Annotated in this window: 11 protein-coding genes; 3 read left to right on the top strand and 8 right to left on the bottom strand. The window is 64.7% G+C overall.

Going from position 1 to position 13159, the window contains the following annotated elements; all coding sequences use genetic code 11:
* Both AC5ZFO_RS29605 and AC5ZFO_RS29610 read left to right on the top strand, forming a co-directional pair.
* Positions 1-498, top strand: a complete 498-nt coding sequence (locus AC5ZFO_RS29605) for a hypothetical protein (RefSeq protein WP_496122904.1) — start codon at positions 1-3, stop codon at positions 496-498.
* A 159-nt stretch (positions 499-657) separates the two neighbouring features.
* Positions 658-1020, top strand: coding sequence for a hypothetical protein (locus tag AC5ZFO_RS29610; protein ID WP_496122905.1), 363 nt, complete (start codon positions 658-660; stop codon positions 1018-1020).
* 53 nt (positions 1021-1073) lie between these two features.
* Here the strand turns inward: AC5ZFO_RS29610 and flaF are convergent, their stop codons facing one another.
* The 3 genes from flaF to AC5ZFO_RS29625 form a co-directional block, all read right to left on the bottom strand.
* The gene (flaF, locus tag AC5ZFO_RS29615; RefSeq protein ID WP_282523724.1) at positions 1074-1442 is read right to left on the bottom strand and encodes a flagellar biosynthesis regulator FlaF; all 369 of its coding nucleotides are present in this window, start codon (positions 1440-1442) and stop codon (positions 1074-1076) included.
* Positions 1443-1732: 290 nt separating this feature from the next.
* Positions 1733-3340, bottom strand: a complete 1608-nt coding sequence (locus tag AC5ZFO_RS29620; protein WP_496122906.1) for a flagellin N-terminal helical domain-containing protein — start codon at positions 3338-3340, stop codon at positions 1733-1735.
* A 250-nt stretch (positions 3341-3590) separates the two neighbouring features.
* Positions 3591-5204, bottom strand: a complete 1614-nt coding sequence (locus AC5ZFO_RS29625; protein WP_282523722.1) for a DUF1522 domain-containing protein — start codon at positions 5202-5204, stop codon at positions 3591-3593.
* 323 nt (positions 5205-5527) lie between these two features.
* Here AC5ZFO_RS29625 and flbT point away from each other — a divergent pair, with 323 nt between their 5' ends.
* Positions 5528-5953 (top strand): flagellar biosynthesis repressor FlbT, encoded by a 426-nt coding sequence (gene flbT / locus AC5ZFO_RS29630; RefSeq protein ID WP_071912194.1) that lies wholly within the window; start codon positions 5528-5530, stop codon positions 5951-5953.
* Between the two features lie 79 nt (positions 5954-6032).
* Here the strand turns inward: flbT and AC5ZFO_RS29635 are convergent, their stop codons facing one another.
* The 5 genes from AC5ZFO_RS29635 to AC5ZFO_RS29655 all read right to left on the bottom strand — a co-directional run bounded on the left by AC5ZFO_RS29635 (position 6033) and on the right by AC5ZFO_RS29655 (position 13151).
* Positions 6033-7532 (bottom strand): pyridoxal phosphate-dependent decarboxylase family protein, encoded by a 1500-nt coding sequence (locus tag AC5ZFO_RS29635; RefSeq protein WP_496122907.1) that lies wholly within the window; start codon positions 7530-7532, stop codon positions 6033-6035.
* The gene (locus AC5ZFO_RS29640) at positions 7529-8782 is read right to left on the bottom strand and encodes an ATP-grasp domain-containing protein (RefSeq protein WP_496122908.1); all 1254 of its coding nucleotides are present in this window, start codon (positions 8780-8782) and stop codon (positions 7529-7531) included. Before AC5ZFO_RS29640 ends, AC5ZFO_RS29635 begins: the two co-directional genes overlap by 4 nt.
* A 1-nt stretch (position 8783) precedes the next feature.
* Positions 8784-10433, bottom strand: coding sequence for a hypothetical protein (locus AC5ZFO_RS29645; protein WP_496122909.1), 1650 nt, complete (start codon positions 10431-10433; stop codon positions 8784-8786).
* On the bottom strand, positions 10423-11205 hold the full coding sequence (locus AC5ZFO_RS29650; RefSeq protein WP_496122910.1) for a hypothetical protein: 783 nt from the start codon (positions 11203-11205) through the stop codon (positions 10423-10425). Before AC5ZFO_RS29650 ends, AC5ZFO_RS29645 begins: the two co-directional genes overlap by 11 nt.
* Before the next feature lie 71 nt (positions 11206-11276).
* Entirely contained in the window at positions 11277-13151 is a 1875-nt protein-coding gene (locus AC5ZFO_RS29655) for a flagellar protein (RefSeq protein ID WP_496122911.1), read from the bottom strand.
* Between the last annotated feature and the right edge of the window lie 8 nt (positions 13152-13159).

Below are 13159 nucleotides of genomic sequence, written 5' to 3' on the forward strand. Positions count from 1 at the left end.
ATGAACCACTTCAACGCCTCACGTCAGTCGGTGCAAGCGCAGCGCCCGAACACCGCACCCGGCAACGCCGAGGCGCGCAAGGTCGCCGAGCAGCTGATGGATGCGATGAACGCCCTGCTCGGACTGGTCGAGCGCGAGACCGAGCTCGTCCGCGCCGGCCAGGTCCGCGAAGCGATGACGCTCGAGAGCAAGAAGCTGGAGCTGTCGCGAAACTATGTCAGCGCCGTCAGCGAGTTGAAGACGAACCAGGCCCAGCTCGCGAAATCCGCACCTGAGCTGCTCTCGACGCTGCATCGGCACCACGATGCGTTCCGCGCGATGCTCCAGGTCAATCTCACCGTGCTCGCGACCGCACACGCGGTCTCCGAGAGCGTGGTGCGCGGCGTAAACGCCGAGATCCAGAAGCGCAACGTGCCCAACACCTATACGGCGGCGGGACGCCGCGCGGCTCCGGGCCCACGCCACATCACCCCGCTCGCGGTCAGCCGCTCGCTCTGAGCGCGCGCGAAAACTCCCTGCAATTTTACGAAAAACCGCGCGGCGATTTCGTCGCGCGGTTAGGCACGTTTGCTTACCCGGTCTTCAATCCTGGTGTTCAATGGTTGCGTATTGAGAGGGGTTGGGATTTGACTCAGACGAGGCAACCAGGAGGCTGCCATGAGTACAGATTTCAGCATCAGGCCGGTGGGGATACCGGCCCCCGTGCAGATCATAACGACGTCCAATGCGGCGGCGAACGAGGCCGTGCAAACTGATTTGCCGGTGAGCCAGACGGTCGCCGCGAGCAATACCAGCGCAGCTGCGCGCAATGATTTGCAGAACACCAGCGATAGCGTTTCACGCCAGGTCGTTTTCAACCAGCCCGCCGCGTCCTTCGTGTTCCAGGTCGTGAACGAACGGACCGATGCGGTTGTCGATCAGTTTCCGGACGAAGCGATGCTGCGGCGCCGGGCCTATTTCCACGCACTGGACATGAAGTCCGAGCCCCCGCGTCCACTCAGCACTGATCGCAGCGCCTGACATTCACGCCACGGGTCGCGACGGCCGTATCGAGGTCGTTCGAACCGGTCGCGTTACGATCGTCCCGAAAGACCGGCGGCGATATTGCGATTGATCTCGATCAGTGGGCGGAAGTGATCGAGCTGCGGGCTCATCAGCAGCGCTGCAGTCTGGCTCAGCACGAACACGCTGATGTTGGCGATCTTCTGCCGAACGTCGAGCGGCTGCGGATTGGTGTCGCGCATCGCCTCGCTCAGGAAGATGGTCCAGAGCTTGCGGTTGAACATCAACGCCTGCGTCGTCTGCTCGTTGAAGGGATCGGCGCTGTTGATGGCGTCCTGCAGCTTGTTCGCGGCCTTCAGGAGCGTCTGCGCCTCGATATCGCGAGGAGACGCAGTGGTCGTGGCTACACGCGCGTAGGCCGAAGCAGCAGAACTCGACATCGATCACCCTGGAGGTTTCCTCGCCCGTTGTACAGGCTTAAGGATTTCTTTCCCAACCCTAGGCAGCACCGCTTAAGATTTGCTTACGTGAGAGTGCCGACGATCTCCGGACAATTACTGGTCGCGGCATCCACCTTCACCTCAAGGCTAAATCCGAGTGCGCGCACTGTAAACGATTGCAGCCATCATGCGCTGATCTGAGCTAATCGACAGTTAGCGATCTCGCTCAAAACAACGACGAAGCCTAGGCTTCGCCGTTGAATGATTCATCGTGTACGTCAGCGTCGCGCTTAGCGGAGGAGCTGAAGCACGCTCTGCTGCGACTGGTTGGCGAGCGACAGCGCGGAGACTGCGATCGACTGGCGCGTCGAGAGCGCCTGGCTGTTGGCCGCTTCCTCGTTGGTGTCCGCAAGCGTCAGGCTCGACGAGCCGGTCTGCAGCACGTTGATCAGGTTCTTGCTGAAGTCCTGACGGATCTGCACGATCGACAGGTTCGAACCGAGCGTCGACGCCTCGGCACGCAGCGTGGTGCTGGCCGAGTTGAGCGAAGTCAGAATGGCGTTCGCCGATTTCGAGTCCAGGAAATCAACGCCCTGGTTCAAGGGCGCAAGGCTGAGGCCGGCGTCGTTGAGCGTCACGCCTTGAATTGTCAGCGTCGAACGTCCCGTTTCGTTGAACACGAGCTTGAGCGTATCGCCGTTCAGCAGGTTCACGCCGTTGAAGGAGGAGTCTTGCGCGGTGGTGTTGATTTGCGCGAGCACGTTGTTGTACTGCGCGACGAGATTGGCGCGCGTCGACTGCGAATTCGGGTCCGCGGTGGGCGCCTGCGCGATCAGACCATAGAAGGGCTGGCCGCTCGCCGCGGCCGTGCCGCCGATTGCGCCGATCGTCAAGGAAGCCGCATCGTTGGAGGTCACGATATTGAGATGACCCGTCGGGTCGATCGTCGCTTGCAGATTGTTCGACGCCAGCGCCGCATTGAGCTGATTGAGCGTGGAAACCTGCCCGACGCCGAAGCCGAAGGTGACGCTGGTCTGGGTGCCGCCGCCGGTCGCGCCGATCGTCAGCGTCTTGCCGCTGAGTGGGGGCGGAACGCGGGCGGTGGTGCCGGCAGTGAGGCCGAGCGCCGTGAGCACGTTGCCCGAGCCGGAGATCGCCAGATCCTGGCTCGTACCGGTGCTGAGCACGAGCTGACCGCCGGAAACGGTCGAGGCCGTCGCGGCTCCGGTGATGCCGTCGATTGCACTCAGCACAGTCTGCACCGTGAGGTTGCTGCCGGCGCCGATGCCGATCGTGACGTTGCCGAACGAGTCGGTGGTCGAGGTGGTCTGCGCGGTCGAGAAGGTGATCGTCTTGCCGTCGACGGTCAGGACCGAGCCGTTGGTGATGGCAGTACCCAGATCATTGGATCCTGCGCCGGCGGTGCCGACCAGCTTGGTCGCGCCGGTGATCGGCGCCGCGCCGCCGGTGTCGTCATTGTTGACGAGGCTGCCCGTGACCGTGTTGTTGGTGAAGGCGGTGCCCAGCAGGTTGTTGGCGGTCGCACCAGGGACCGCGGCCGCCGTCACGTTGGATTTGGGCGAGTACCCCGTCGGGCTCTGCAGCACCTGGCTGGCGATCGATTTGGCGCTGTCGACCAGCTTTTGCAGCGAGGTGATGCCGGTGTTGGCGGCCTGCAGCACCTGCACGCCGTTGCTGATGCCATCCAGGAGATTGCTGATGTCGCTGGCGCGATTGTCGAGCCCCTGTGCGGTGAAGAAGTTGGTGGGGTTATCAAGCGCCGTGTTCACCTTCTTGCCGGTCGAAAGGCGTCCTTGCGTGGTGGCCAGCAGGTCGGCCGTCGACTGCAGTGACAACAGGTTCTGGCGAACTGATGCCGAGAGAACGATGTTGGACATTGGCGGATCTTCCTCTTGAAGCGCGACGCTGTACGAATCAGTCCAGGCCGATCTGGCAGATGAGCTTTTGTCCAGTTTTAGAGCCTGTCCTTTAAGTTAAGGTTAATGGCGCTTTAAGCCGTTAGGTTAATGAAGCGTTAATCCGCCGGGCTGCCCGGGAACGCCGCACCGGAAGCATGTCACCCGACAAAGAAAAGCGGCGGGGCAAGAGCCCCGCCGCGATGCCTTGTTTGACGATTTTCGCCGCGTATCAGCGCAGGAGCTGCAACACGCTCTGCTGCGACTGGTTGGCCAGCGACAACGCCGAGACCGCGATCGACTGGCGGGTCGACAGCGCCTGGCTGTTGGCCGCTTCCTCGTTGGTGTCGGCCAGCGTCAGGTTGGACGAACCGGTCTGCAGGACGTTGATCAGGTTCTTGTTGAAGTCCTGGCGGATCTGCACGACCGACAGGTTCGAACCCAGCGTCGATGCTTCCGAACGCAGCGTGCTGCTGGCGGCATTGAGCGTGGTCAGGACCTTGTTGGCCGAGGCGTTGTCCAGGAAGTCGGTGCCCGAGGCGAGGGTCGAGATGTTGAGACCCGCGGTATTGAAGGTCACACCGGTGATGCTCAGCGTCGACTTGCCGGTTTCGTTGAACGTCAGCTTCAGCGTGTCGCCGTTGAGCAGGTTGACGCCGTTGAAGGAGGCATCCTGCGCGGTCGTGTTGATCTGCGCGAGCACGTTGTTGTACTGCGCAACCAGGCCTGCACGCTGGGTCTGCGAGGTCGGATCGGCAACCGGAGCCCCGACGGCAACGCTGTGGAACGGACCGGTGGCGGTAAAGGCCGAGCCGCCGAGCGTGCCGATCGTCGAGGAGGCCGCGTCGTTCGTCGTCGTGATGGAGATCACGCCGGTCGAGTCAATCGAGGCCTGCAGGTTGTTGGCCGCCAGCGCCGAATTGAGCCCGTTCAGCGTGTTGACCTGGCCAGCGCCGGTGCCGAAGGTGATGCTGCTCGCGGTGCCGCCACCGGTGGCGGCGATCGTCAGCGTCTGGCCCGAGATGGCGGGGGGGACGCGGGCGGTCGTGCCGGCGGTGAGACCGAGCGCGGCCAGCACGTTGCCCGAACCCGCAATCGTGAGATCCGAGGTCGTGCCGGTGCTCAGCGTGAGCTTACCAGCCGCGACGGTCGAAGCGGTGCCGGTGCCGGTGATGCTGTCGATCGCGGAGAGCACAGTGCCCACCGTCAAGGTGCTGCCGCCAACGCCCGTCTTGATGCCGATGGTGAAGTTACCGGCGGCGTCCTTGGTCGAGGTGGTCACGGTGTTGTCGAACGTGATGGTCTTGCCGTTGATCGTCAGGACCGAGCCGGTGGTGATGGCGGTGCTGAGGTCGTCGGACGTCGCGCCCGCGGTGCCAACCAGCTGGGTGGAAGCGGTGATGTTGGCCGCAGTGCCGGTGTTGTCGTTCTGGATGACGGAGCCGGCGACGGTGCTGTTGGTGTAACCGGTGCCGAGCAGGTTGTTGGCGGTCGCGCCGGTGATGGCGGTCGAGGTCACGGTCGACTTGGTGGAGTAGCCCGTCGGGCTCTGCAGCACCTGGTTGGCGATCGACTTAGCGCTGTCCACCAGCTTCTGCAGCGAGGTGATGCCGGTGTTGGCTGCCTGGAGAACCTGAACGCCGTTGCCGATGCCATCGAGCAGATTGCCGATGTCGCTGGCGCGGTTATCAAGGCCCTGGGCGGTGAAGAAGTTGGTGGGATTATCCAGAGCCGAGTTCACCTTGCGGCCAGTCGACAGACGGGACTGGGTGGTGGCGAGGAGGTCGGCGGTGGACTGGAGGGAGAGCAGGTTCTGGCGAACCGATGCGGAGAGAACGACGGACATACTGTTACCTTTCTGGTAGCTACGCGTCCTATCTGACCATAATTGATCAGACGACCGCCGGACCGTGCGTCCAAGCCTCTAACAATCCGTGAAATGAAACCCGCACTTTTTCCGCCGCGACGCTGAAAGCCCCCTTCGAGGCCGCGGCAGACGCCTGGAAATGCCGCTACCGGCCTTGAAATTGTTGCATTTTCCGTCCCCGACCCCGTCGTTTACGACCTGTTAACCATGTTGCGCAAGGATCGGCTCCAAATCACGAACGATCGCCCTCATCGCACGAACGCCGCGACGGATCGTTGTAAAAGGGTTGATGGAGAACAGGCATGGCTCTCAAGGTTGAGCTCAAACCGCACGAACGCATCATCGTCGGCAATTCGGTGATCACCAACACCGACCAGCGCGCCCGCCTCCTGATCGACGGCGACAACGTGCCCATCCTGCGCGAGCGCGACATCCTCACGCCGGAGACCGCCGACACGCCGGCCAAGCTCGTCTATCTCGCCGTCCAGCTGATGTACATCTCGCCGGATCCGCAGAGCCAGCACGGCACCTACTTCAACCTGGTGCGCGACATCGTCACCGCGGTGCCGAGCGCCTGGCCGATCATCGAAAGCATCAACAACAACATCATGAGCGGCGATCTCTACCGGGCGCTGAAGGATGCCCGCAAGCTGATCGCCTATGAAGAGAAGCTGAGGGACCAGTACCAAGCGACGCATCCCAAGGGCGACGTCAGCTCGGCCGCCTGATCGGCACGCATCAGCCTGCCCAAATGACAACGGCCCCGGATCATCTCCGGGGCCGTTGTCGTTTCGATTGCATTCCTGGTCACGGCGCCGCCAGCGGCGGCGCCTCGATCTCGATCAGACCGTCGCCGGCGCGCCGCGCGCCGAACTCGAGCACCGCAGCCACAAGCGCGTCGATGTCCGTCTCGTCGGTACGGTGATTGACGATGGCAGCGCGGATCGCGAACCTGCCGTCCAGCGTCGTGCTCGAGGGCGCCGCGACGCCGGACTCCTGGACATCGGCGACGATCTCGCGATTGACTGCATCGTCGGCGCGGTAGCGGAAGCAGACGATGTTAAGGTTCACCGGCGCCAGCAATTCCAGCCGCGGCTCGGCCAGCACGCGCGTCTCCAGATATTTCGCCAGCGCGCAGCTTCGCGCGATCACCGCGCCCAGCCTGTCGGTGCCGAACGTCTTCAGCGTGAACCAGGTCTTCAGCGCGCGGAAGCCGCGCGACAGGTCGGGTCCGAGATCGCAGGGCCAGACCGCGCCCGCCGCAAGCCCCCTCGCCTCGCGGCGCAGATAGGCCGCCGGCTGCGCAAAGGCCTGCCGGTGCTGCTCGCCGTCGCGCACCAGCAGGAAGCCGGCGTCGTAGGGCACCTGCCCCCATTTGTGGAAGTCGAGCGCAATGGAATCGGCGAGCTCGATGCCGCCGAGCATGGGCACGAGCTCGGGCGAGAAGATCGCGAGCGCTCCGAAGGCACCATCGACGTGAAACCAGATTCCTTCCTCGCCGCACAGCGCAGCGATCGCCTCGAGATCGTCGATCGCGCCGATATCGACCGTGCCGGCGGATGCGACGACGAGAAACGGCTTGAAGCCGACCTCGCGATCGATCGCGATCTGTGCGCGCAGCGCGGCGACGTCGATACGATGATCGGCGTCGACGCCGATCTTGCGCAGCGCATCGGTGCCGAGCCCGGCAATGTCCATCGCCCTGGCGACACAGCCATGCGCAGCCTGCGATGTGTAGGCCGTGAGCAGCGCGCCGTCATTGCCGATGCCGTGCTGCCGCGCCAGCATCCCGAGCGCAGCGGTGCGCGCCACCAGCACCGCCATCAAATTGGCCATCGACGTGCCCGTGACGAAGATGCCGCTCGCACTCTCCGGGAAATCCAACAGGCGCCGCATCCACGCGACGATCTGGCGCTCGACTTCGATCGGCATGTGATCGCGTCCGCCGAGATTGGCATTGAGGCCGGCTGCGAGCATCTCCGCGAGCATGCCGACCGCGGTGCCGCCGCCATGCACCCAGCCCATGAACCCGGGATGGACGTTACCGGTCGCATAGGGCGCGACATGCTCGGCAAATTCGCGATAGACATCGGCAAGGTCGCTCGCCTCGCGCGGCACGTCGGCCTTCAATGCCGCGCGAATGCCATCGGGAATCGGCTGCCACACCGGCCGCGCGCGGACATTGGCGATGCCGTCGATCGCCTCGTCCAGCATGCGATGGGCGAGGGTGCGAAATTCGCCCCAGTCCTGCGGATCGAGCGAAGCATGCGCGACGGAGCTTTGTGCGTTGCGGATGATCTCGTTCATGCTGCGCTCGCCTTGCTCTCTCCTGCGTGCCGCGACAGCATCGCCGTGAACGCGGCAAATATCTTGCGCATCTGCGGCGGCTTGTACGGAAACACGACCGGCGAATCCATGTTGTGCACGACGGCGGTGTTGTCGGCTTCGAAGACCAGCAGCTCACGGTTCTGGTTCTCGGCGCAATCGACGATGAAATAATCGAGGCCGACGCGCCGGCTCATCTCGTCGAGCGCGGCCTTGTGGCGCGCGGCGAAGGCGTGGTCGAAGTCCAGCATGAAGACGGCCTCTTCAGCCCGCTTCTCCTCGCTGAACGCCATGTAGGCGTTGAGATACCAGATGTCCCAACGATCGGCGATCGCCATGTGGCAGGCGTAGGGCTTGCCGTCGACCATCGCGAGACGATATTTGCGGTAGAGCCCGTCGGGGCTCACATAATCGACGAAGCGCGCGACGAAGAAATCCTGCTCCTCGCGCTCGGCGAGATAGGCCGCGAGTGCCGGCGCATCGTCGAGTTTCGCGAGCCCGACACCGGCATGCGTGCCGCGCGGCCGCGCGATCATCGGAAAGCATAATTCGCCGGCGATGTCCTCGCAAGCGATCCGGCCCTGCGCGAGATCCGTCAATTGCGCGCGCGTGGCGTGGATGGTCGATGGGATCTCGAGACCAGGGATGCCCGCCAGCAGCCGATACAGCTTGTCGCGATCGAGGTTGCCGATGAGATCGGGGCGATTGAGCAGCGGACGCGGCCAATGCGGCGCGGCCTTTTCGATCAGGGCCAGCGTTTCCCGGCATTCCTCGGAATCGGATGCTACCACGATGGCAACGTCGTGATCGGGCAACGTCTCAGGCAAGCCGACATCCTTGGTCACATAGAGCGTCAACAGCTCGAAATCGGAGCCTTCGAGCAGGAATTCGATCGGCGTGTTGCCGCCCATGTCGATGTCGGCCGCTAGCGCGAGCACGCGCAAGCCGGCCTTCGGAGCCGCAGCGGGCGTGCGAAACAATTGATGGAAGGTCAGCACCTCCGACTGGATCGCGAGCCCCGCCGCCTTGTCGCCGAGAAGCTGGACGATCAGCGATAGGTCGAGGCCTTCGCCCGCGTGCGCTGCTCCTTCCGTGATCCGCGTGACGAGCTGATCGCGCAGTGGCTGCAGATCGACACCTTCGAAGGCCTGGCGCGTCAGCTGCGCAAAGCCGATGCGGTCGGCATAGTTCGGCACGGTCACGCCGATCGGCGCGGAAACTGGATGCTGCATCTCATACCTCGAGCGCGGATCTTTCCGGCGCGGTTGCGGCTGCGCCGCGGTCAAGCAGCAGCTCGATCTTCACCAGGACATGGGCGATACGATCGAGCAGGTGCTGCACATTGCGTTGTGCCTGCGCCATATCCGGCGACCAGGCCTCGGTCACGAGCCGCGCGCCGACGCAAAGGCGCAGCACGGCCTGCGGCGCGTCGTCCTGCCGTTCCAGCCGGACCGGCTGGCCGATCAGGCTGCGCTGGACGGCGACCTGCCGGTCCGCCGCGCTGCCGCTGATCTCGTCGTTCATGTCACGCCGCAGCGCCCGATGGACGGCGCCGGTCTCGGCAATCGAGACCGGCTTGCCGTCGCGCAGCAGCATGAACGGAAAGATCGTGGCGTGCGCGAACTCCTCGTCGTCCCCGGCAGTCTTCGCGGTCGCCGTTGCAACGGGTTGAAGCGACGGCGACAGCGCGATCATGCTGTCGATGCCGGCGGCAAGCTCGGCCAGCGCCCTGACGCGGAAGGCTCCAGGCACGGCGTAGTAGCTGCCGATCTCCGCGAGCGCCGCCTCCCAGCGCAGCCATTGTCCGAAATTCGGCCGGCGCTCGAAGCGTGAGCGCAGCGCCGTCCAGGCCATCGGCCAATCGCAGCGGCCGGCATAGTCGAAGAAGCCCGGCGCAATCCCCTCAATCCGGTCGAGCGACCGCGACAGCCCTTTCGGCACCAGAAGCGCGCCGCTGAAGGCAGGGCCGCCGAAGAATTTCGAGCCGGTGATCAGCACCATATAGCCGCGGTCGAGATAGGAGCGCAGCCGGCGGCGGCCGAGCCGCGCCTGACAGGCGTCGACGACGACCTGAACCTTGCGCGGCCAGCGCCGCGCGATCTCGTCGAGACAGGCCGCGCTCGGCGCGCGCCAGCCGAGCTTCGAGGAATCCATGATCTGAAGCAGCACGGGCGCGCCTTGCGCGATCGTCGCTTCGATCGCACCCAGCACCGCGGCATCGGTGTCGGCGCGCATTGCGATCCCGGGCCCGGCCCGAAGCAGCGGCAACGGCACGCTGGCGCCGGCGAGTCCGGCAACCGCGCCGTCCTTGCGCACCGCAAAGCCGCTCGCCGTCATGGAACTGAAATGGTGACCGCGCGCGGTATGGGCCGTGCCGCTACCGGTCTGGTCGGCGCCGACCACGATCGTCACTGGCGGCGCGCCGAGCACCGCACGCGCCAGGAACAGGGCGTGAAGCTGGGAATCGGTGCCAGACGGCGAGAACACGACGTCGACGCGCGGCGAGAGCTGGAGATGGCCGCGCAGCTCCTCGCGCATGCCCTCGCAGCGCGCATCGAAGGCGATCTCGACCTCGTCGAACAGGCACCTGTGCATCAGCTCTTCGCGCGCCAGCGCGGCGCGGTCATAGGCAAATTGCGAGATCGTCGATGCCGTCGAGGAGGCGAAATTCCAGATCTCCGGTTCCGGCGAGGCTGCACAGCCATAGGCGTTGACGCGATCCCCAGCGTCGAGCGCCAGCCGCGGATCTCCGCCGGAGACGAGAAGCGTGTCCAGCGGTGTGAAGAGATCGCGCAGGCGGTAGCGCGAGCCGCCGTCGAATGTGCGCTCGGGGACTGACAGACCGGATGCGCCGGCGCTCATCCCGGAAGGCTCACGCCGCATCGGCAGCTGCCGCGGGCGCGGCTGCGAATTGCGAGGCGATGTCGCCGTGGAACACCGACGGCCCGACGTGATCCAGCGAGCTCTCGATGTCGGCCCAGATCTCGCCGCCGATGTCGGTCCAGCGCTTGCAGAAGGCGAAGTCCTCGGAAAGGTAGGTGCCGGTCGTCGGATCGATCATGCATTCGAACAGCGCGAAGCGGTTCTGGCTCGCTGCCAGCGTGTCGTGCGAATGCTCGCGGAAGAATTGCAGGCCGGCATAGTTGGGGTGGCGGCACATCGCCTCCAGCACGTGGCGGCGGATCATCAGGAAGCCGGTGCCGGCGTAGCGCACGCGGGTAAAACCGTTGACCACCACGATGCGGTCGGGATCCTCGATCTCGAGCACATAATCGAGCGCGGCTGCCGGCACATCCGCGCGGCCGGACTCGATCGCGCGCTTCGCCTTGTCCCAGTTGACCCGCTTGATCGGATAGCAGCCGGCGACGACATCCGCGCCGCATTCGATCAGCCGGAACACCTGCTCGGGCTTGAAGCCGATGTCGGCGTCGACGAACAGGAAATGGGTCGCTTTTGGATCGTCGAGGAACATCGCGGCCAGATTGGCCCGCGCGCGCGTGATCAGCGCATCGCCGTCGCGCAAGAGCACCTTGAGCTCGAGATTGGACATGCCGTGCACGGCGCGCTGGAGCGCGAAGATCGAGCTCGCATAAATGCTCGAGACCTGCCCGCCGAAGCACGGCGTGGCCACCATCAGCTGCATCTTGTCCGACATCGACGGCCCTGCCCCGCTCAACTCCTCACCAAAACGTAAAGAGGCATGGTTAACGGCGTCTTAATGCGCCGCTACAGGAACTTGACGAGCGAGAGCTGTGCGAGCTTCGAGGTAACCTGGTAGGACGCCTGAAGCGCGTTCTGGAGCGACAGGAGCTCGCTCGCCACCTGGTCCGGCGAGGCCGATTCCGCCTGGTCGATGATGGACTGGAGCTGCGCCTTGGCCTGGGTCTGGCGCGTGCCTACGTCCTTCATCGTGTTCTGGGCCATCGCGAGGTCCGTCTGGATGTCCTCGAGGTGCTGCTGGCCGGGCTGCTTCGTCAGCGACTGCGTCACCCGCAGGCTCAGCGCGGAGACCTGCCCGCCCGCATACTGGCTGGTCGGCGAGGTCGAGAACGTACCGAACACCGCGATCGCCTGCAATTGCTGGCGGATCGCGTCCTCGTTGGCCTGCGCGCCATATTGCACCGTGACTGAATCATCGACCCGCGCCATCGCCGTGGAGCGCGGCGAGCCGGGCCCGTCATTGCCGGTGTACCATTTCACGGTATTGGCCGAGCCGTTGACGAGCGTCGTCGCCGAACTCGCCGGTGAAGAACCGACGCGCAATGGCGGCTGCGTCGCGGTGACCGGCGTCGAGCCGAAACCGAGCGCGCCGAGTGCGCTCGTGTTCGAGGTCGTGATGTTGAGGCTCGCCGCGTCGTCCGTGTTGATTGTGATCGAGCCGCCATGCACGGTCGAAGGCTTCGACGTGCCCGTGATCTGGTCGATCTTGCTCATCAGCGTCTGGATGCTGTCGCCGACATTGAGCTGGTTGCCGGTCGCGCCCGAATTGACGAAGGTCAGCGTGGTGCCGTTCACGGTGATGGTGTCACCGGCGACGAAGCCTGGCGAGATCGAGTTCGAGGGGCTCGCGCCGGACAGCGCCGTTGCTCCGCTGACCGGCGCCGGCGGCGCAGCCTGGTTGTTGACGGGCGTACCGATCGCGGAGCTTGCGGTGTTGAAGAAATTGTCGCCGGCCGTGATCGCGGATGCCGCGACAAGCGAGGTGTTGGCGAGCTTCGTGATCGCGGTGTTCAATGCCGTATTGAGGTTCGCGGACGTGTTGGCCGGGGTCGTCGCGTCGATCGCGAAGCTGCCCAGCGGCGTCGGCGTGGCCGTCGAGGCGGTCAGGGCGATCTGCTCGGTCGAGCCGTCCGGCAGCGTGAACTGAACGCTCAGCTTGTCGCCGTTGTTCGGGTTGACGCCGTTGAGATCGACCGAGAACGCGACAGGCGAGCCGCTCGGACCGGTCACGGTCGCGCCGGTCAGCGTCGAGGACACCGCCTTGATCTTGAGCCCGAACGGCGATCCCGCGACGTCTTCCGACACCTTGACCGAGCTCGGCGTCGGCTGCGTTTGCACCAGCCGTCCCATGCCGTTGGCGCCGAGGTCGGCGGCCTGGCGTTCCGCCATGACGGTCTTGAAGCCCGCCTGCGTGGTCGTACCGTTGATGATGTCGGCGGCATTGGCAACCGACTGCGTGTTGAACGCCGTCCCGGAGAACAGATAGCGGTTGCCCGACTGCGTGTTGAGAACGCCGACCATCGAGCCGAACTGCGAAGCGGCCGTGTTCTGCGCGACGGTCTGTCCGTTGACGTTGAGATCCTGCGCGGTGCTTGCGGAGCCGGTCTGCACCGTGTTGCGGATCGTCGTGAGCGACTGCAGCGCGGTATTGGCGAGGTTGATGTTGACGTTCACGTTCGTGATCGTGTCGGTATAGGCGGCGATGTTCGAGAGCTGCGAGCGCCCGGCGATCGCAAAGCCCTCGTTGGTGCCCATCCCGGAATAGTTCTGCGACAGCTTGCCGGTCGCGAGCTGCGTCGACAGGTCGGTGAGCTGCTGATTGATATTGCGGATCTGCGCGCCGAGGACCGACGAGGCGTAGTTGATGCTGCTGATCGACATGTTTCAGA

The sequence above is a fragment of the Bradyrhizobium sp. Unk1 genome, assembly GCF_059512345.1.

Coding starts and splice junctions, on each gene's coding strand:
- AC5ZFO_RS29605 (WP_496122904.1), top strand. CDS start 1: ATGAACCACTTCAACGCCTCACGTCAGTCGGTGCAAGCGCAGCGCCCG.
- AC5ZFO_RS29610 (WP_496122905.1), top strand. CDS start 658: ATGAGTACAGATTTCAGCATCAGGCCGGTGGGGATACCGGCCCCCGTG.
- flaF (WP_282523724.1), bottom strand. CDS start 1,442: ATGTCGAGTTCTGCTGCTTCGGCCTACGCGCGTGTAGCCACGACCACT.
- AC5ZFO_RS29620 (WP_496122906.1), bottom strand. CDS start 3,340: ATGTCCAACATCGTTCTCTCGGCATCAGTTCGCCAGAACCTGTTGTCA.
- AC5ZFO_RS29625 (WP_282523722.1), bottom strand. CDS start 5,204: ATGTCCGTCGTTCTCTCCGCATCGGTTCGCCAGAACCTGCTCTCCCTC.
- flbT (WP_071912194.1), top strand. CDS start 5,528: ATGGCTCTCAAGGTTGAGCTCAAACCGCACGAACGCATCATCGTCGGC.
- AC5ZFO_RS29635 (WP_496122907.1), bottom strand. CDS start 7,532: ATGAACGAGATCATCCGCAACGCACAAAGCTCCGTCGCGCATGCTTCG.
- AC5ZFO_RS29640 (WP_496122908.1), bottom strand. CDS start 8,782: ATGCAGCATCCAGTTTCCGCGCCGATCGGCGTGACCGTGCCGAACTAT.
- AC5ZFO_RS29645 (WP_496122909.1), bottom strand. CDS start 10,433: ATGCGGCGTGAGCCTTCCGGGATGAGCGCCGGCGCATCCGGTCTGTCA.
- AC5ZFO_RS29650 (WP_496122910.1), bottom strand. CDS start 11,205: ATGTCGGACAAGATGCAGCTGATGGTGGCCACGCCGTGCTTCGGCGGG.
- AC5ZFO_RS29655 (WP_496122911.1), bottom strand. CDS start 13,151: ATGTCGATCAGCAGCATCAACTACGCCTCGTCGGTCCTCGGCGCGCAG.